The organism is Streptomyces lichenis (genome assembly GCF_023218175.1).
Lineage (GTDB): Bacteria > Actinomycetota > Actinomycetes > Streptomycetales > Streptomycetaceae > Streptomyces > Streptomyces lichenis.
The window spans coordinates 230,724-248,855 of sequence record NZ_JALPTH010000007.1 but is presented as its reverse complement, the minus strand read 5'-3'; the positions used below and the strand labels follow the sequence as shown (position 1 = coordinate 248,855).

Here is an 18,132-nt window from a genome sequence, read left to right as displayed (position 1 = left end):
TGCTCTCTCTGCGGCTGCCCGCGCGGGCGCCGGGTACGCCGTGTCCGCCGTCACCGGAGCGAACGGCCGTCGGCGCGGGCCCCGCGGACCGCCTCCACGGCGGCCTCGACGGTGGGCGTGATGGTGAAGACGCGTGCGGTGTCGGTCAGCTCCAGCAGGCGCACCACCAGCGGGCCGGGGGCGGCCAGGACCAGCGGCACCCGGGCGTCGCGGTGGCGCAGCCGGGCGTCGATCAGGGCGTGCAGGAAGGAGGAGTCGGCGAACGCGACATGAGCCAGGTCCACCACCAGGCCGAGGGCCGCCCCACCGGAGGGCACGGCCAGCGCCTCCGTCAGGGTGGCGGCCTCGTCGGGGTCGAACTCGCCGCTGACCCGCACCACCCGGACGTCCTCGACCAGTGTCGTGGTCACTTCGGGTTCATCGCTCATCGTGGCATTGTCGCAGCTCGCCCCGGCGGTGCGAAGGGCGGTCGCCGACGGGGGCGGTCGCCGGGGTGCGCGGACCGGGTCCGGGCCGGTCCGGGGGTGCGCCCGGCGGCCTTCGACGCCCGTCGGGGCCCCGAGCCTCCGGCGGGCCGCAGAAGCGATTCGCCTCGGCGGCGGGACGGCTGCGGGCCAGGGGTGCCCGGGGTCGGCCGGTCATCCGGGGTGGGCCGGCGGCGGGGACCCGGCGGCGCTGTGCGGGGGCGGATCCTCGTGCGCCGGGCGGTCGTCCCCGCCCTTCTCGGCCTGGGCGAAGTGGTCGAGGGTGCCGGTCAGTTCCAGCAGGTGCTCCAGCATGCCGGGACGGTTGTCCAGGTGCAGCCGGGTCCCGGCGGCCAGCGCGTGGCGGTGGATCAGCAGCAGCGCGGCCAGTCCCATGGAGTCGCACAGGGTGAGCCGTGCGCAGTCCAGGTGGAGGTGGCGCGGCGGCCGGTCGGACCGGAGGTGGGCGCGGGCAGCCTCCAGCAGCTCCTCGGCGGTCTCGTGGTCGAGGTCGCCGCGGACCTGGACACGCACGTCCCGCTCCTCGCCGGTGGTGACCTCCAGGCCGAAGGTCTCGTCGGGGGCGGTGTCGTCGGGGACGGTGGTCATGCTTCGCTTCCGGTGCCGGGGATCGTGGGTCGGGTGCCCCGTCCGTCCAGGGCGGCGTGCCCCTCGGCGAGGAACCGCAGGGCGCGGGGGAAGTCCTTCAGCTCGTCCTGGAGGATCTCCAGCGCGGGGCCGAGGACGCGGGCGGGGACCCCGCGCGCCTCCAGGATGTCACCGGTCCAGTCGAGGAAGCGGGTGAGGAGGCCGGAGTCGTCCGTGTAGAGGGCCGCCGCCAGGAACTCGACGATATGGGCGACGTCCTCGGCGGTGCGCTCGCGCTGCGCCTCGGTGTAGGCCCGCATGGCGGGCAGCCGGTCCTCCAGGGCGGCCATCGTGTTCTTCACCAGCTGCCCCCTGCTGCGGCTGACCATGGTGAACTCCTGGTCGGCCAGATGCGGCAGGTCGTCGATGGTCTGCCGGACGGCGCCGGCGGCCGGGCGGGGCACGCCGCGGGCCAGCGCGTCGGCGGCGCCCCGGGCGTCCGGCGCCCAGGCGTCCGCGCCGAGCAGCCGGGCGTAGCGGCCGTCCGGTCCGAAGGCCGCTCCGCCGGCGAGGACGGGGATGCCCACGGCCTGCACGGCGGTGATGGCCGCGTGCGCGGCCGGGAGCCGGGTCGGGATGGAGGAGGAGAGCGCGACGGCGGCGGGCGCCGTGTGGTGCAGATGAGCCACCAGGTGCGGGGTGGGCACCTGGGCGCCCAGGAAGTCCACCCGGTGGCCGCGCAGCCGCAGCACCTCGGCCAGGATGCGGGCCGGCAGCGAGTGCCACTCGCCGTCCACGCAGGCGACGGTCACCGCGGCCGCGGGGGTGGCATCGGCCGGGCGGGCTTCGGCCTCCCGGTGCGACATGGCGGCGATGATGCGGTCGTGGATGGCGGTCGCCGCGTGCTCGGCGGCGACGCTGAGCCGGCCGGCGGCCCACTCCTCGCCCACGGTGAACTGCACCCGGGCGATGACGCCGAGCAGGACGTCCTCGGCGTCGGCGCCCGCGTCGAGGAGGTCGAAGACGGATCGTGCGGCGCGCGACTCGTCGCGGTCGCGCACGGCGTGCCACAGCGCGCGGCGGGCCGCCACCAGGCTGTCCGGGCCCGGCGGGCGGGCGGCGGCGGACGCCGGGGCCGCGGCGTCCTCCGGGGGGTCGAGAGCTTGGGTCATGTGGTGTACCTGCCCGGAGTGCGGCCGTCCACCGCTGTCAGATGGGTGGAGTGCGGTACGGAGATCGCGAGCACGGCCATGTCGTCGTGCGGCCGGCCGCCGACCCACTCGGCGGCGAGCATCTGGACCCGTTCGACGACGGCTTCGGCCGGCATGCCCGCGCAGTCGGCGACCGCCTCGCGCAGCCGGCGGGTGCCGAACCGGACGTCGCCCAGCGGGCCGCCCTTGGCCTCGGTGATGCCGTCGGTGTAGAGCAGGCACGCCTCGCCCGGCTGGAGCAGGACCTCGGCGGTGCGGGCGTGGACGTCCGGCAGGGCCCCGATCAGGGTGCCGGCGGTGTCGGCCTCCTCGACCTCGCCGCTGCGCCGGACGATCAGCGGACGGGGGTGGCCGGCGCTGGTGAGGCGGAGGCGGGTGACGCGGCCCTCGCGCCGTACGGAGGCCAGGACCAGGGTGGCGTAGCGGGTGTGCCGGCCGGTGAGCAGTGTCCCGTTGAGCAGGCGCAGCAGCTTCTCGTGGTCCTCGGCCAGGGGCAGCAGGGCCTGGAGGGTGGTGCGGATCTTGCCGGTGAGGACGGCGGCGTCCAGCCCCTTGCCGCAGACGTCGCCGAGGACGGCCAGGGTCTCCTGGTCGGATCCGGCGCCGGGGTGGACGTCGTAGAAGTCGCCGCCGATCCGCTCGGTGTCGCGGGAGGCGCGGTATCCGCCGGCGTACTCCACGCCCCGCACCGGGTGGAGCTTGGGCGGCAGCAGCTCGACCATCAGGGTGGCGGTGATGCCGGCCTGCTCGGCGTACATCCGGGCGGCGGACAGCGCGGCGCCGGCGCGGGCGGCGAAGACCCGGGCGAAGACCTCCTCGGAGGCGTCGAAGGCGGCGTGGTCGCCGCGCCGGAGCAGGATCAGCGCCCCGGCGGGGATGCCGTGCCCGGGCAGCGGGGTGACGACGACCGAGCCGGCCGGTCCGTCGAAGCCCTCCGGGACGGCCCAGTCCGGGAGCGTCGCCGGGTCGATCCAGCGGGAGGGGACGGGCGGGAAGCCCTGGAGGGCCTCGCTGAGGCCGGTCACGGCGGACGGGTCGATCCGGGCGCTGCTGTGCTCGGCGGGGGCGCCGCCCACGCTGGCGGCGATCGGGTGGCGCCGCCCGGCCGCGGGCATGACGAGCAGGGCGGCGTCGGCCAGGTGGGAGGCGGCGAGCTGCACCGCCACCTCCATGCAGCGCGGCACGTTCAGCGAGGCGAGCAGCCGGCTGGAGGCGTCGGCGAGGAAGGCGGTGCGCTCGCGTTCGCTGCGCAGCGCGGTCTCGGCGAGCAGCCGGTCGGTGTCGTCGACCAGCCACCACACGATGTCGCCGTCGGTGCCCACGGTGGGGTGGGCCTCCAGGGTGAGGTCCTCGTGGCGGCCGCGGACGGGGCGGGGCGGCTGGCCCTCCTCGCCGGCCCTGCGGTGCGCGTCGGCGAGCCAGCCGGGCACCACATGGTCCAGCCAGGCGCCGCTGACCGCGCCGGGGAAGAGGTGGGTGGCCGCCGCGTTCGCCTCCACGACACCGCCGGAGGAGTCGGCGACCAGGGCGGGGTAGGGCGCCTGCATCCACGAGGCACCCACGTGTCGCACCAGGCCCCGCGGCTGGCGCGAGGCGCCTTCGAAAGTCGTCATGGTCCCGAGGCCGCCTGGAGCGGGCCTCTTCACCTTCCGTTGGAAGTCAGGTTCCGGACCACCATCCCGCACTTACCGCGCCACCGACAACCCGCCTTCCCGCTTCGCCGGGGCGCGTCCACCCCGTCGACCACAAGACGCCACCATTTCTGCACAGTTCACCACCGAGCCGATCACTTTCCTACCGGAGCGGCGAAAACCGGTCATTGGCGTCCGGTCGTTCGCATGGCGTTCGACCGCCGGTGGCGCCCTCGGCCGGGCGCCCGCCGGAGCCGGCCCCCCGGCCGGCCCCGGCGCCTCCCCGCACCTCCCGGGGCCGGGGCCCCGGGTCAGGAGCCGGGCCCGTTCCCGCGGGTCAGGAGGCGTCCCCGTCGTCGATGCGCCACTGGCCGACCTCCTGGTAGTCCGAGTCGTAGACCGCGGACCCGTCGCCGGGCTTCAGCTCGTAGTGGCCGAGGTTGCCGCCCCAGTAGCGCAGGATGCGGCCCAGCTCCCCCACGGTGTCCTCGGCGGTCTTCCCCTTGTCGATGCTGACTTCCAGTACGAACTTCACTCTTGCCGCCTCCTGGGTCGAGCAGATGTCTCGGCCGTCCTCGATCATGACCCCAACTCGGGCCGACGGCCTCGGTATTCATTGTTTCATTGAAGCGCTGTGGGAGGGTTGGCCGAGGCAGGCCGCGGAATACCGGCGATAGGTGTCCGTTATGTCTCAACCCTGCCGGAAGAGACGGGCGCCGGATCGGGCGGCGGCCCGGAGGGGACGGAGGCGGTCATGGCGGACGGGCTGCGGGTCGGCGACCTGGCGCGCTCGGCGGGGGTGTCGGCGCAGCGGATCCGCGGCTACGCCGACGACGGGCTGCTGCCGCCCGCGGGGCGCAGCGCGGGCGGGTACCGGGTCTTCACCGAGGCGCACCGGGTGGCGCTGGCGGCGCTGCGGGAGGTGGCGGCCGGGTACGGCTGGCCGACCGCCCGCACGGTGATGCGGGCGGTGTGCTCGGGCGAGCTGGAGACGGCGCTGGCCGCACTGGACGCGGGCCACGCCGCGCTGGACCGGGAGCGCGCGGAGCTGGCCGCGCTGCACACCGCGCTGAGCGTGGTGCTGGCGGACGGCCCGGTGGAGCCGGTGGCCGGGCGTCGTGCGCTGCGGATCGGCGAGGCGGCCCGGATGGTCGGGGTGCGTCCGCCGGTGCTGCGGCTGTGGGAGGCGCGGGGGCTGCTGCGGCCGGAGCGCGAGGCGGGCACCGGCTACCGGCGCTACGGCCGGACCGAGCTGCACGCGGCCCGGGTGGTGGCGCTGCTGCGGCGGGCGCACCACCCGCTGGCCACCATCGAGGCGGTCCTGGCCGAGCTGCGGGAGACCGGCAGCCCGGACCGGGTGCTGGCCGAACTGGGCCGCCGGGACCGCGAGGTGACCCGGCGGAGCCTGCGCTGCCTGGCCGCGTCGGCCGCCCTGCACGCCTTCCTGGAGCACCCGGGGGCGCCGGGGGCGGCCGCCCCCTCCCCGGCTCAGGGCCGGTAGCGCAGAGGGTGGTCCTCGGGGACCTCCACCACGGCGATCTGCACACCGTCCGGGTCGCTGAGCCACATCTCGACGAGCCCCCAGGGCTCCTTCTTCGGCGGCCGCAGCACCTCCGCACCGCGCTCGCGCAGCTCCTCGTGGGCGGCCTGGGCGTCGTCCACCTGGACCCAGAGCCGCAGGTTCGGCGAGGGCGGTTCCTGGGCGCGGCCGGAGACCTCCAGGAAGCCCCCGCCCAGGAAGTAGACGGTGCCGCGCTCCGGTCCGGTACCGAACTCCCGGTAGACGGCGAGGCCGAGTACCCGGCCGTAGAAGTCCCGCGACCGCTCCGGGTCGCGGGGGCTCAACAGGATCCTGCTGCCCAGTACATGCACCATGCCTCCCGAGGTTAGGCGCGCCCGCCCCCGGAGGAAACCGGGAACCGGCCAGGCCGGGGCCGGTTTCCGGGTGCTACGGCTCGACCCGGGCCAGCAGCAGGGCGACGTCGTCGTGGTTGGCCGGGTGGCGCAGTTCGCGCAGCAGGCGGTCGCAGGTGGTCTCCAGGGAGGCGTCGCCCTCGTCGGCGAGCAGGGTGAGCAGGGCCTCAAGGCGGGTGTCGATGTCCTGGTCGCGGGTCTCCACCAGCCCGTCGGTGTAGAGGACGAGCCGGTCGCCGGGGCCGAGGGGGACGCAGGCCGAGTCGAACGGGACGCCGCCCACGCCCAGCGGGGGGCCGACGGGCAGGTCCAGCAGCCGGGGGCGTTCGCCCGCGCGGATCAGCACCGGCGGCGGGTGCCCGGCGGTGGCGACGCAGGCCCGGCCGGCGGCCGGGTCGTAGACCGCGTACACGCAGGTGGCGAGGGAGGGGTCGAGGCCGCTGGTGATCTCGTCGAGGTGGCGCAGCAGCTCGGCCGGCTCCAGCGCGAGCCGCGCCAGGGTCTGGGTGGCGGTGCGCAGCCGGCCCATGGTGGTGGCCGCGTTGATGCCGCTGCCCATCACGTCCCCGACCACCAGCGCGGTGCGGCGGCCCTCCAGCGGGATGACGTCGAACCAGTCGCCGCCGACCTCGCTGCCCGCGCCGGCCGGCTGGTAGCGGGAGGCCACCTGGAGTTCGGCGAGGCCGCGGGGCGGTTCGGGCAGCAGGCTGCGCTGGAGGGTGAGGGCGGTCTCGCGCATCTGGCGGTAGAGGCGGGCGTTGTCGATGCAGACGGCGGCCCGGGCGGCCAGCTCGCTCGCCAGCACCACGTCGTCCTCGGTGAACGGCAGTTCGTTGCGGGCGCGTTTGAGGTCCAGGGCGCCCAGCACCTCGCCGCGGGCGATCAGCGGTACGGCCAGGTAGGAGTGGACGCCGGCCTCGGCGAGCAGCGCCACGGCCTTGTCGTCGCGGGCGATCCGGGTGAGGGCGTCGGCGTCCACCTCGGCGACCAGCACCGGGCGGGCGCTGCGCACACAGCGGGTGACCAGCCGGTCGGCGCCGTAGTGGGCGGGCTCCCCCGGCCGGTCGGCGGCCTCCACGGCCACCGTGGGGTAGGCGGCGGCTACGGCGAGCGCCCGGATGACGGCCGGCCCGTCGTCCTCCAGCCGGGCCGGGCGCCCCTCCAGCACGGCGTCCAGGACGTCGACGGCGGCCACGTCGGCGAGCTCCGGCACCGCGACCCCGGCCAGTTCGCGGGCGGTCTGCTCCAGGTCCAGGGTGGTGCCGATGCGCACGGAGGCGTCGGCGACCAGGGTCAGCCGGTCGCGGGCCCGGTCGGCCTCCCGGGTGGCGCGGTAGCGGTCGGTGACGTCGATCACGGAGATGGCGACACCGAGGACGCGCCCGCCGACGTCGTCCAGCCGGTACAGCGACACCGACCAGGCGCGGTCCTCGGCCCCGGGGGGCGCCCCGGGCGGGCGGACCACGATCCTGCGGTCCAGCAGCGGGGCGCCGGTGGCCAGCACCCCGCGCATGTTCCGCTCCACGGTCTCGTCGATCACCGAGGACGGCCAGACCTCGCCGAGCCGGCGGCCCACCAGCCGGTCGGCGGGGACCCCGTGCAGCCGTTCGAGGGCCGCGTTGACCCCCACGTAGCGCAGGCCGGTGTCGAGGACGGCCAGGCCGATGGGCGACTGTTCCACCAGCCGTACGGAGAGGGCGAGGTCCCGCTCGACCCGGCGCAGCGCGGTCTGCTCGGTGAACAGGCCGAGCGCGAAGTGGTCCCCCCGTGCGTCCGTCAGCCGGACGTTGCGGAACTCCAGCAGCCGGCTGGAGCCGTCCTTGACCCGTACCGGGAACTCCCCGGCCCACAGGTCGCCGCTGCCCATCACCTGGGCGAACAGGGCGAGCACCTCGTCGCGGTGCTCCTCGGCCACCATCAGTCCGACCGCCGAGCGGCCCAGCGCCTCCTCGGCGCGGTAGCCGAAGAGCCCCTCCGCCTGCGGGCTCCACAGCACGATCAGGCCCTCGGCGTCGACGACGACGGCACCGAGGCCGAGCACATCGAGCAGCCCGCCCGCCGGGCCGGAATTCACCGCCCCGACTCCGCCCGCCCCGCCGCGGTCGGCGGGACCGTCCTGCGTGCCGCCCATGACCGCTCCTCTCCTACGGTCACCGTGCCCCCTGCCCGCCACCCGCGCCACCCCGGCGGCCGGGGGCACGGCGGACACCGGAGGCCGGCCCGGCGGGTGCGCCCGGGCCCGGTGAAGGGGACGGATGGGGCCCCGCCGCGACGGGGGAACGCGGCGGGGCCTGGGGAGCGGGTGCCCGACGGCGTGCCGTTCATGCCTGCCCCGCCGAGCGAGCGGGCGGGGCGCCGGGGCCGGGGAGCCGGAAAAGGGGTGCGAACGGGTGAATCCGGCGTACGTCCCGCGGCGCGGCGCCGTTGGGGAAACCGGCAGATCCGGTGGGCGCCGTCCCGCCGGGTGCACGGACAGCGGCCGGCCGGGGCAGGCCCGGACGGCCCGAGACGGAAGGACGGACACATGCTGAAGAGGGTTCTCGCGGCGGCGGGACTGGCCGCGGCGGTGGTGGGCGCCGCGGCCCCGGTGGCGGCGGCGGTCGGGGACGGGGAGGTGCGGACCCAGAACGGCAACTTCTCCACCCAGTCGTACGGGAACACCGGCGCCGCCGGGAACGGGCACACCGCCGGGCGGGCGCTGGGCGAGGGCGACCTGCGGGCGCTGGACGGGATGCGCACCCGCTGAGCCGCCCCCGGCGGGCGGACGGGGGCCGGGGGTGCCCTTGCCCCCGTTCCGCCCGCCGCCGGGTGCGTGCGCTGCGCCGGCCGGAGGCCGCCGGGCGGCCCGGGTGTGGGCCATTGGCGGGGGGAATGGGCGGCGGCCGCGGAAGGCGGGGCGCCGGGGGGAAGGCCGCTGGGGGGCGCCGGGCATCCGCCGGGCCGCCGTACGCGTGGAAGGACGTCGAGTGATGGCCCTCAACCATGGCCGCAGGGACGCGCGCACGAGCCGCGACGTGGAGCTGAACCCGATCTTCAGCCGGGAGCCCGTCTCGGTCCCGCGCTACGCCCTGCCCGAGGGGCCGATGGAGCCGGACACGGCGTACCAGCTGGTCCACGACGAGCTGATGCTGGACGGCAACGCCCGGCTGAACCTCGCCACGTTCGTGACCACCTGGGCCGATCCGCACGCGCTGCGGCTGATGGCGGAGTGCGCGGACAAGAACATGATCGACAAGGACGAGTACCCGCAGACCGCCGAGCTGGAGCTGCGCTGTGTGCACATGCTGGCCCGGCTCTGGCACGCGGAGGACCCGCGCCATGTGATCGGCTGCTCGACCACCGGTTCCAGTGAGGCGGCGATGCTCGCCGGGCTGGCGCTAAAGCGGCGCTGGCAGCAGCGGCGCCGAGCCGAGGGGAAGCCGGCGGACCGGCCCAACCTGGTGATGGGCGCCAATGTGCAGATCTGCTGGGAGAAGTTCGCCGAGTACTTCGAGGTGGAGCCGCGCTACGTACCGCTGGAGGGCGACCGCTACCACCTGACCGCCGAGACGGCCCTGCCGCACTGCGACGAGAACACCATCGGGGTGGTCGCGGTGCTCGGCTCCACCTTCGACGGCAGCTACGAGCCGGTGGCCGCGATCGCGGCCGCGCTGGACGAGCTCCAAGAGCGGACCGGCGTCGACGTGCCGGTCCATGTGGACGGCGCCTCGGGCGCCATGATCGCGCCCTTCCTGGACCCGGACCTTGAGTGGGACTTCCGGGTGCGCCGGGTGGCCTCGATCAACACCTCCGGGCACAAGTACGGGCTGGTGATGCCGGGCGTGGGCTGGGCGCTGTGGCGGGACGCCGAGGCGCTCCCCGACGACCTGGTCTTCCACGTCAACTACCTGGGCGGGGACATGCCCACCTTCGCGCTGAACTTCTCCCGCCCGGGCGCCCAGGTGGTGGCGCAGTACTACACCTTCCTGCGCCTCGGGGTGGAGGGCTACCGCCGGGTCCAGCAGACCTGCCGGGACGTGGCGACCCGGCTGGCGGCCCGGATCGCCGAGCTGGGCGCGTTCGAGCTGCTGACCGACGGGAGCGAGGCCCCGGTGTTCGCCTTCCGGGTGAAGGAGGGCGTGGACGCCTACAGCGTGTTCGACGTCTCCGCCGCGCTGCGGGAGCGCGGCTGGCTGGTCCCGGCGTACACCTTCCCCAAGGACCGCGAGGACCTGGCGGTGCTGCGGATCGTGGTCCGCAACGGCTTCGGTCACGACCTGGCCGACCTGCTCCTGGAGGACCTGCGGCGGGTGCTGGGGCGGCTGGAGCGGCAGCACGCGCCCCAGCGCAGCGCCGAGGACGCCGGCGGGTTCGCGCACGGCGCCGAGACCAGGAACCCCCGGCGAGCCGGCCGCCACTGAACGCCCCCTGACACACCCCCCGCCCGCCCCGAGGAGACCCCATGTGCCGGTTGTTCGGCCTGAGCAGCGCCCCGCACCGCACCCATGCCACCTTCTGGCTGCTGGACGCGCCCGACAGCCTGCGCGACCAGAGCCACCGGGACCCGGACGGGACGGGCCTCGGCTGGTTCGGCGGCGACGGTACGCCGTCGGTGGACCGGGCGCCGCTCGCCGCGTACCGGGACCGGGCGTTCGCCGAGGAGGCGCGCCGGGTCCGCTCGGCGACGTTCCTCGCGCATGTCCGGTACGCCTCCACCGGGCGGCTGGAGGCCCGCAACACGCACCCGTTCCTCCAGGACGGACGGCTCTTCGCGCACAACGGCGTCATCGGGGAGGAGCGGGAGATCGACGCCCGCCTCGGGCCGGAGCGCGCGCTGGTGGCCGGGGACACCGACTCGGAGCGCTTCTTCGCCCTGATCACCAAGGAGGTCCGGGCGAACGGCGGGGACGTCGGCCGGGGCATCGAGTCGGCGGCCCGCTGGATCGCCGAGCGGCTGCCGGTGTTCGCGCTGAACCTGGTGCTGACCACCCCGCACGAGCTGTGGGCGCTGCGCTATCCCCGGACGCATCGGCTGTACGTGCTGGAGCGCGGGCCCGGCGGCCACCACGGCGACCGCCATCTGGACCACAGCGGGGAGCGGGGCCGGATGCGGGTCCACTCCGGCGAACTGGCCGGGGCGCCCGCGGTGGTGGTGGCGAGCGAGCGGATGGACGACAACCCGGACTGGCGGCTGCTGGAGCCCGGGGAGCTGCTGCACGCGGGCCCGGACCTGGCGGTCAGCAGCCGTATCGCCCTCCCGGACCCTCCGGCCCGCCCGCTCACCCTGGCCGACCTCGACCCCGGCGCCGCCGCCTCGCAGACCGCGGCCTAGCGGCCGGGGCCCGGCAGCGCGGGCGGGCCCGGTGAGGGCTCAGCGGTCCCCCGGCTCCCGGTGGGCGTCGTTCTGCACCGACTCCTGGCTGTGCGGGCCGGGGCGCATGGCGTCCGCGGCCTCCTTGTCGTGCGAGGGCTCGCGGTCGTCGTCCACGTCCAGCTCCGCCTCCTCGAACTCGTGCAGGACCTCGTCGGCGGCGGTGTCCGGATGCCGGTCGCGGTGGTTCATCGCTCTCCTCGTTCGTCGGTGCCGGTGGCGCCCGGGCCCGGGTCCACCCCGGGTCCTTTCGGCCCGTGCCTACCGGATTCCTCGTCCGTCCCGTTCCACACCACCCGCCCCGGCGGCAGCCCTCCGGCGGGAGCGGGGAGCGGTATTCGGACAGCTCCGGCCGGAGGGCGAACGGAGGGATTCCCCGCAATTCGCGGCCGCCGGCGCCGGTGCGCTCCTCCGGAAGCGGTACGGGCCCAGGGGCCGCCGCCGCGGCGCGGCGGGCCCGGACCGTGCCGCGGGCGGGCGCCGGGGCGGGCCGGTGGGCACCGGAACCGGAGGGAGCGGGGCGGCGCGGGTACGGGCGGCCCCGGCGGGCGGCGGCCCGCGGCCCGGGAGCGCGCGTCCACTGCTCAGCCACCGCGTGACCGGCATGACGGCTTCCGCTTCCGGCGGCGCGCCGGGCGGGCCCCGCCGTCCGGTCCGGCGGCTCCCGGGGCTCCGGACACGGGCCGGGACCGGCCCGCCGTACGGGCCGACGGCACCGGGCGCCCGGGCTCCGCCGCCCGGGCCGCCGGGGCGCGGGCGGGCGGCCCGGGCGGCGTACGCGCGTAGCGCGACCGAAAGAGGCGCTTGCCGCACCCGCGAGCGGACTCCAGGATTCCCCTTGCGACGGTTGACAGGCACATGGCGACCGCACCCGGCATGGGGCCCGTCCGCCGGCGCTCCGCACGGCCCGCCCACCCAGCGGGCCATGGAAACCCCCACGGAGGACGCAGTGAACTTCACGCGCTTCACCCCCTTCGACGGCTCCACCAGAAGCATCCGGACGACCGCCGTGGCCGCCGCCCTCGTGGCCGCGTCCGCGCTGGCCGTCCCCCAGGCCGGCGCCCAGCCGACTCCGGACGTCCGGATGACCGGCGCCCAGCTGGCCCAGGCGAGCGAGGCGGTCCTGGCCGCCGACGTGGCCGGCACCGCGTGGTACACCGACGCCAAGAGCGGCAAGCTGGTCGTCACCGCCGACTCCACGGTCTCGGCGGCCGAGCTGGCCGAGATCAGGGCGGCCGCGGGCGACCGGTCCGGCGCCGTGCGGATCAACCGCACGCCGGGCAGGTTCAGCAAGCTCATCGCCGGCGGCGAGGCCATCTACTCCAGCGGCAGCCGCTGTTCGCTGGGCTTCAACGTGCGCAGCGGCAGCACCTACTACGCCCTGACGGCCGGCCACTGCACCAACAGCGCCTCCACCTGGTACACCAACTCCGGCCGTACGACGGTGCTCGGCACCCGCACCGGCACCAGCTTCCCGACCAACGACTACGGGATCATCCGGCACTCCAACGCCTCGGCGGCGGACGGCCGGGTGTACCTGTACAACGGCAGCTACCGCGACATCACCTCGGCCGGCAACGCCACGGTCGGCCAGTCGGTGCAGCGCAGCGGCAGCACCACCGGGCTGCGCGGCGGCACGGTGACCGGCCTCAACGCCACCGTCAACTACGGCAGCGGGCAGGTCGTCTACGGCATGATCCAGACCAACGTCTGCGCCGAGCCCGGCGACAGCGGCGGTGCGCTGTTCTCGGGCAGCACCGCGCTCGGGCTGACCTCGGGCGGCAGCGGCAACTGCAGCTCCGGCGGCACCACGTTCTTCCAGCCGGTCACCGAGGCGCTGAGCGCCTACGGGGTGAGCGTCTTCTGACCGGCCGAGGGGCGACGGCCACGGCCGACCGGATGACCGGCCGGACGATCGGCTGAGCTCCACCGCACCACCCGTCCGCCGACCGGCGGTCCGCGCGCAGCGGGCCGCCGGTCCGGCGTTTCCCAGGGGTTTCCCCGCGTTTCCCGGGCACCGCGCCCGGCGTGTCCGCTGGACGGACGGCTTTGTCCTGGCACGGGAAGAAGTTGCGAATGGCGGCGCGAAAGGGGTTACGCGGCCGGACCAAGCCCGCTAACTTCCTTGCAACACACCGGTCATGAGCCCGTGACCGGTGCGCCACGGCGCGACGGCGCGCGCCTTGTGCTCCCCCGGCGGACCCGGTTCCCGGGCCCGTTCGGCTTCCCCACCGCTCCGGGAGAACCCACGTGCGCACAAGACCGTTCCGGCCTTCACGGGCCCGAGCCCTGCTGATCACCGCGGCACTCGCCACCGGGCTGATGGCCGCCCCCGCCCACGCCACCACCCCCACCGCATCCCCCGCACCCGCCGCGGCCGAGGAGTTCCAGCAGGTCACCCTCGCCAAGGGGGTGGCCGAGACCGGCGAGCCGATGACCATGGCGGTACTCCCCGACCGCTCCGTGCTGCACACCTCGCGGGACGGCACCCTGCGGCTGACCGACGCGGCCGGCAGCACCAAGGTGTCCGGGAAGCTGGACGTCTACAGCCATGACGAGGAAGGCCTCCAAGGCGTCGGGGTGGACCCCGGATTCGCCGCCAACCGGCAGGTGTTCCTCTACTACGCGCCCAAGCTGACCACCCCGGCGGGCGACGCCCCCGGCGACGGAACGGCCGCCGACTTCGCCCCGTACGACGGGGTGAACCGGCTCTCGCGCTTCACCCTGAGGACCGACGGCACCCTGGACCCGGCCAGCGAGAAGAAGGTCCTGGACGTCCCCGCCTCCCGGGGCATCTGCTGCCATGTCGGCGGCGACATCGACTTCGACGCCCAGGGAAACCTGTACCTCTCCACCGGCGACGACTCCAACCCGTTCGCCTCCGACGGCTACACCCCGATCGACGAACGCCCCTCGCGCAACCCGGCGTACGACGCCCAGCGCTCCTCGGGCAACACCAACGACCTGCGCGGCAAGGTGCTGCGGATCAAGGTCGGCGCCGACGGCTCGTACACCGTCCCGGCCGGGAACCTGTTCGCCCCCGGCACCGCGAGGACCCGGCCCGAGATCTACGCCATGGGCTTCCGCAACCCGTTCCGGATGAGCGTGGACCGGGCCACCGGCACCGTCTACCTCGGCGACTACGGGCCGGACGCCGGCACCGCGAGCCCCAGCCGCGGCCCGGCCGGGCAGGTGGAGTTCAACCGGATCACCCAGGCCGGCAACTACGGCTGGCCGTACTGCACCGGGCGGAACGACGCCTACACGGACTGGGACTTCGCGAACGGCACGGCGGGCGCGAGATTCGACTGCGACGCGCCGAGGAACACCTCGCCGCGCAACACCGGGCTGACCGACCTGCCCCCGGCGCGGCCGGCCTGGATCCCCTACGACGGCACCTCCGTACCGGAGTTCGGCGGCGGCTCGGAGTCCCCGATGGGCGGACCGGTCTACCGCTACGACCCGAACAACCCGTCCACCGTGAAGTTCCCGCAGTCCTACGACGGCAACTTCTTCGCGGGCGAGTTCGGCCGCCGCTGGATCAAGCGGATCGCCCAGGGCGCGGACGGCACCGTGCAGTCCATCAACGCCTTCCCCTGGACCGGCACCCAGGTGATGGACATGGACTTCGGCCCGGACGGGGCGCTGTACGTGCTGGACTACGGCACCGGCTACTTCAACGGTGACGAGAACTCGGCGCTCTACCGGATCGAGCACCTGGTGGACGGCCGCTCCCCGGTCGCCCAGGCCGCGGCGGACCGCACCTCCGGCAAGGCGCCGCTGACGGTCGCCTTCTCCTCGGCCGGCAGCACCGACCCGGACGGCGGGGCGCTGCGCCACGCCTGGAAGTTCGGCGACGGGGCGACCTCCACCGCCGCCAACCCCTCCCACACCTACACCGCCAACGGCCAGTACACCGCGGAGCTGACGGTCACCGACCCGACGAACAAGACGGCCACCGCCTCGGTGCGGATCACCGTCGGCAACACCGCCCCGACGGTGACCCTGGAACTGCCGGTCGAGGGGCGGATCATCGACCCGGGCGCGGCAGTGCCGTTCAGGGTGACGGTGAGCGACCCGGAGGACGGGGCGATCGACTGCTCCAAGGTGAAGGTGACCTTCATCCTGGGCCATGACAGCCACGGCCACCCGCAGACCTCCGCCAACGGCTGCTCCGGCACCGTGCAGACCATCGCGGACGGCGAGCACGACCCGAACGCCAACATCTTCGGCGTCTGGGACGCGGAGTACACCGACAAGGGCGCGAACGGGCAGCCCGCGCTGACCACCCACGACCAGAACATCTCCCAGCCCAGCCACCGCCAGGGCGAGCACTACGGCAACGCCTCCGGCGTCTCGGTGATCAGCAAGGCGGCGGCGCACGGCGGCAAGACGGTCGGCGACATCCACAGCGGCGACTGGGTGTCCTTCACCCCGTACGCGCTGGACGACGCCACCCGGTTCACCGCGCGGGTCTCCTCCGGCGGCGCCGGCGGCACCCTGGAGGTCCGGGCGGGCTCGGCGACCGGCACCCTGCTGGGCACCGCCACCGTGCCGGTGACCGGCGGCTGGGAGAACTTCCAGGACGTGAGCACCGCGCTGGCCAACCGCCCGGCCGGGACGACCACGCTCTACCTGGTCTTCAAGGGCGGCACCGGGGCGCTGTTCGACGTGGACGACTTCCACTTCACCACCGGTACGGGCCCGGGTCCCGGTCCGCGTACCGGCCCGGTCAAGGGCGTGAACGGCATGTGCCTGGACGTCGCGGGCGGCGCCACCGCCGACGGCACCCAGGTCCAGATCTGGAACTGCGCCGGCGTCCCCGCACAGAGCTGGACCACCCCCGGCGACTCCACCCTCCGCGCCCTGGGCAAGTGCCTGGACGTCTCCGGCGGCAACACCGCCGACGGCACCAAGGTCCAGCTCTGGACCTGCAACGGCACCGGCGCCCAGACCTGGACCCCCCAACCCGACGGCACCCTGCGCAACCCCCCGTCCGGCAAATGCCTCGACGCCGAAGGCGGCACCTGGAACAACGGCACCCGCACCCACCTGTGGACCTGCCACACCGGACCCAACCAGAAATGGACCCTGCCCTAGTGGGCCGGAACATGAGAGGAGGAACCACCATGACGTACGGCATCCTGAGAAAGGCGGGCTGCGCGCTGGCCGGGGCGCTGCTCTGCGCCACCGCCGCGCCCGCGCTCGCCGCACCGGCGCCGGCCGGACCCCCGGCGGGCGCCGAGCGGGCCGCCGTGGCCGCCGCCGACCCCGCGTACCGCGTCCTCGCCTTCTCCAAGACGGCGGGCTTCCGGCACTCGTCCATCGACGACGGGCTGACCGCGCTGCGCGAACTGGGCGCGGCCCACAACTTCACCGTGGACGCCACCGAGGACGCGGCCGCCTTCAGCACCGCCAACCTGGCCCGGTACAGGGCCGTGGTCTTCGTCTCCACCACCGGGGACGTGCTGAACGGCGGCCAGCAGACGGCGTTCGAGCAGTACATCCGGGGCGGCGGCGGTTATGTGGGCGTGCACGCCGCCGCCGACACCGAGTACGACTGGCCGTTCTACGCGGGGCTGGCGGGGGCGCTGTTCCACTCCCACCCACACAACCAGGACGCCACCGTGCGGGTGGAGAACCGCGCGCACGACGCCACCGCCCATCTGGGCACCTCCTGGCAGCGGTTCGACGAGTGGTACAACTACCGCACCAACCCCCGTACCACCGCCCGGGTGCTGGCCTCGCTGGACGAGTCCAGCTACACCGGGGGCACCATGTCGGGCGACCATCCGATCGCCTGGTGCAAGGACTACGAGGGGGGCCGGGCCTTCTACACCGGCGGCGGCCACACCGACGAGTCGTACACCGAGCCCGCGTTCCGCCGGCATCTGCTGGGCGGGGTGCGCTGGGCGGCGGGGATGACGGACGCCGACTGCCGGCCGGAGACGGGCTACACCCCGCTGTTCGACGGCTCGGGCACCATCGGCTGGCGGCAGGCCGGGCCGGGCTCGTTCTCCCTGGCCGACGGCACCCTCACCTCGCAGGGCGGGATGGGCCTGCTCTGGTACGCGGGCCGGGAGTTCACCGGCGACTACTCGCTCAAGCTGGACTGGCGGATGGCCGGCGACGACAACTCGGGGGTGTTCATCGGCTTCCCGGCCTCCGACGACCCGTGGTCGGCGGTGGACAACGGCTACGAGATCCAGATCGACGCCACCGACGCCACCGACCGGACCACCGGCGCGGTGTACGGCTTCCGGTCGGCCGACCTCGCGGCCCGGGACGCGGCGCTCAACCCGCCCGGCGAGTGGAACACCTATGAGATCAGGGTGACCGGTGAGCGGCTGGAGCTCTTCCTCAACGGGCGGAAGATCAACGACTTCACCAACACCGATCCGGCCCGCAGTCTGCGCCAGGGCCATATCGGGTTGCAGAACCACGGCGCGGGCGACGAGGTGTCCTTCCGGGACATCCGGATCAAGACCGGTACGGGTCCGGGTCCCGGTCCGCGTACCGGCCCGGTCAAGGGCGTGAACGGGATGTGCCTGGACGTCGCGGGCGGCGCCACCGCCGACGGCACCCAGGTCCAGATCTGGAACTGCGCCGGCGTCCCCGCACAGAGCTGGACCACCCCCGGCGACGGCACACTGCGCGCCCTGGGCAAGTGCCTGGACGTCTCCGGCGGCAACACCGCCGACGGCACCAAGGTCCAGCTCTGGACCTGCAACGGCACCGGCGCCCAGACCTGGACCCCCCAACCCGACGGCACCCTGCGCAACCCCCCGTCCGGCAAATGCCTCGACGCCGAAGGCGGCACCTGGAACAACGGCACCCGCACCCACCTCTGGACCTGCCACACCGGACCCAACCAGAAATGGACCCTGCCCTAGCCGGTGAGGTCCGGCCCACGGCGGCGCGCTCCCCGATCGGGGGGGGCGCGCCGCCACGGCGCTCACGGGGCCGAACGGAGC

The 18,132-nt window shown here is 74.9% G+C and carries 15 protein-coding genes; 7 read left to right on the top strand and 8 right to left on the bottom strand.

The window, feature by feature from the left end; translation table 11 throughout:
• Positions 1–50: 50 nt before the first annotated feature.
• The 5 genes from M1O15_RS10250 to M1O15_RS10230 all read right to left on the bottom strand — a co-directional run bounded on the left by M1O15_RS10250 (position 51) and on the right by M1O15_RS10230 (position 4,429).
• Positions 51–428 (bottom strand): STAS domain-containing protein, encoded by a 378-nt coding sequence (locus M1O15_RS10250; protein WP_248633027.1) that lies wholly within the window; start codon positions 426–428, stop codon positions 51–53.
• A 210-nt stretch (positions 429–638) separates the two neighbouring features.
• Positions 639–1,073, bottom strand: a complete 435-nt coding sequence (locus M1O15_RS10245; protein WP_248633026.1) for an STAS domain-containing protein — start codon at positions 1,071–1,073, stop codon at positions 639–641.
• Positions 1,070–2,224, bottom strand: coding sequence for a cobalamin B12-binding domain-containing protein (locus tag M1O15_RS10240; protein WP_248633024.1), 1,155 nt, complete (start codon positions 2,222–2,224; stop codon positions 1,070–1,072). The genes M1O15_RS10245 and M1O15_RS10240 overlap by 4 nt, the downstream gene beginning before the upstream one ends.
• Positions 2,221–3,876 carry a PP2C family protein-serine/threonine phosphatase gene (locus M1O15_RS10235; protein ID WP_248633011.1) on the bottom strand — a complete coding sequence of 552 codons (1,656 nt, stop codon included), beginning with the start codon at positions 3,874–3,876 and terminating at the stop codon, positions 2,221–2,223. Before M1O15_RS10235 ends, M1O15_RS10240 begins: the two co-directional genes overlap by 4 nt.
• A gap of 355 nt (positions 3,877–4,231) precedes the next feature.
• The gene (locus M1O15_RS10230) at positions 4,232–4,429 is read right to left on the bottom strand and encodes a hypothetical protein (protein WP_248633010.1); all 198 of its coding nucleotides are present in this window, start codon (positions 4,427–4,429) and stop codon (positions 4,232–4,234) included.
• 219 nt (positions 4,430–4,648) lie between these two features.
• On the opposite strand from M1O15_RS10230, the gene M1O15_RS31350 reads away from it, so the two are divergent.
• Complete coding sequence (locus M1O15_RS31350; RefSeq protein ID WP_282576527.1) at positions 4,649–5,395, top strand: MerR family transcriptional regulator; 747 nt, start codon at positions 4,649–4,651, stop codon at positions 5,393–5,395.
• Here the strand turns inward: M1O15_RS31350 and M1O15_RS10215 are convergent.
• Positions 5,383–5,769 (bottom strand): VOC family protein, encoded by a 387-nt coding sequence (locus M1O15_RS10215; RefSeq protein ID WP_248633009.1) that lies wholly within the window; start codon positions 5,767–5,769, stop codon positions 5,383–5,385. The genes M1O15_RS31350 and M1O15_RS10215 overlap by 13 nt on opposite strands.
• Before the next feature lie 73 nt (positions 5,770–5,842).
• Positions 5,843–7,939: a SpoIIE family protein phosphatase gene (locus tag M1O15_RS10210; RefSeq protein ID WP_248633008.1), complete on the bottom strand. Its 2,097-nt coding sequence runs from the start codon at positions 7,937–7,939 to the stop codon at positions 5,843–5,845.
• Positions 7,940–8,332: 393 nt separating this feature from the next.
• Here M1O15_RS10210 and M1O15_RS10205 point away from each other — a divergent pair, with 393 nt between their 5' ends.
• From M1O15_RS10205 to M1O15_RS10195, 3 genes are all read left to right on the top strand, one after another.
• Positions 8,333–8,554, top strand: a complete 222-nt coding sequence (locus M1O15_RS10205; RefSeq protein WP_248633007.1) for a hypothetical protein — start codon at positions 8,333–8,335, stop codon at positions 8,552–8,554.
• Positions 8,555–8,777: 223 nt separating this feature from the next.
• A complete protein-coding gene (gene gad, locus M1O15_RS10200; RefSeq protein WP_248633005.1) occupies positions 8,778–10,208 on the top strand; it encodes a glutamate decarboxylase in 1,431 nt (476 codons plus the stop codon).
• A 41-nt stretch (positions 10,209–10,249) separates the two neighbouring features.
• Positions 10,250–11,119: a class II glutamine amidotransferase gene (locus tag M1O15_RS10195; protein WP_248633003.1), complete on the top strand. Its 870-nt coding sequence runs from the start codon at positions 10,250–10,252 to the stop codon at positions 11,117–11,119.
• Between the two features lie 39 nt (positions 11,120–11,158).
• On the opposite strand, the gene M1O15_RS10190 is transcribed toward M1O15_RS10195, so the two are convergent.
• On the bottom strand, positions 11,159–11,350 hold the full coding sequence (locus M1O15_RS10190; protein WP_248633002.1) for a hypothetical protein: 192 nt from the start codon (positions 11,348–11,350) through the stop codon (positions 11,159–11,161).
• A 757-nt stretch (positions 11,351–12,107) separates the two neighbouring features.
• Here M1O15_RS10190 and M1O15_RS10185 point away from each other — a divergent pair.
• The 3 genes from M1O15_RS10185 to M1O15_RS10175 all read left to right on the top strand — a co-directional run bounded on the left by M1O15_RS10185 (position 12,108) and on the right by M1O15_RS10175 (position 18,051).
• Entirely contained in the window at positions 12,108–13,025 is a 918-nt protein-coding gene (locus M1O15_RS10185; RefSeq protein WP_248633001.1) for a S1 family peptidase, read from the top strand.
• A 383-nt stretch (positions 13,026–13,408) separates the two neighbouring features.
• Complete coding sequence (locus tag M1O15_RS10180; protein ID WP_372499429.1) at positions 13,409–16,258, top strand: PQQ-dependent sugar dehydrogenase; 2,850 nt, start codon at positions 13,409–13,411, stop codon at positions 16,256–16,258.
• A gap of 29 nt (positions 16,259–16,287) precedes the next feature.
• Complete coding sequence (locus M1O15_RS10175) at positions 16,288–18,051, top strand: ThuA domain-containing protein (protein WP_248633000.1); 1,764 nt, start codon at positions 16,288–16,290, stop codon at positions 18,049–18,051.
• Positions 18,052–18,132: the final 81 nt, after the last annotated feature.

Bases quoted from the DNA above. Each gene is read 5' to 3' on its own strand.
- M1O15_RS10250 (WP_248633027.1), bottom strand. From the start codon at position 428: ATGAGCGATGAACCCGAAGTGACCACGACACTGGTCGAGGACGTCCGG.
- M1O15_RS10245 (WP_248633026.1), bottom strand. From the start codon at position 1,073: ATGACCACCGTCCCCGACGACACCGCCCCCGACGAGACCTTCGGCCTG.
- M1O15_RS10240 (WP_248633024.1), bottom strand. From the start codon at position 2,224: ATGACCCAAGCTCTCGACCCCCCGGAGGACGCCGCGGCCCCGGCGTCC.
- M1O15_RS10235 (WP_248633011.1), bottom strand. From the start codon at position 3,876: ATGACGACTTTCGAAGGCGCCTCGCGCCAGCCGCGGGGCCTGGTGCGA.
- M1O15_RS31350 (WP_282576527.1), top strand. From the start codon at position 4,649: ATGGCGGACGGGCTGCGGGTCGGCGACCTGGCGCGCTCGGCGGGGGTG.
- M1O15_RS10215 (WP_248633009.1), bottom strand. From the start codon at position 5,769: ATGGTGCATGTACTGGGCAGCAGGATCCTGTTGAGCCCCCGCGACCCG.
- M1O15_RS10210 (WP_248633008.1), bottom strand. From the start codon at position 7,939: ATGGGCGGCACGCAGGACGGTCCCGCCGACCGCGGCGGGGCGGGCGGA.
- M1O15_RS10205 (WP_248633007.1), top strand. From the start codon at position 8,333: ATGCTGAAGAGGGTTCTCGCGGCGGCGGGACTGGCCGCGGCGGTGGTG.
- gad (WP_248633005.1), top strand. From the start codon at position 8,778: ATGGCCCTCAACCATGGCCGCAGGGACGCGCGCACGAGCCGCGACGTG.
- M1O15_RS10195 (WP_248633003.1), top strand. From the start codon at position 10,250: ATGTGCCGGTTGTTCGGCCTGAGCAGCGCCCCGCACCGCACCCATGCC.
- M1O15_RS10190 (WP_248633002.1), bottom strand. From the start codon at position 11,350: ATGAACCACCGCGACCGGCATCCGGACACCGCCGCCGACGAGGTCCTG.
- M1O15_RS10175 (WP_248633000.1), top strand. From the start codon at position 16,288: ATGACGTACGGCATCCTGAGAAAGGCGGGCTGCGCGCTGGCCGGGGCG.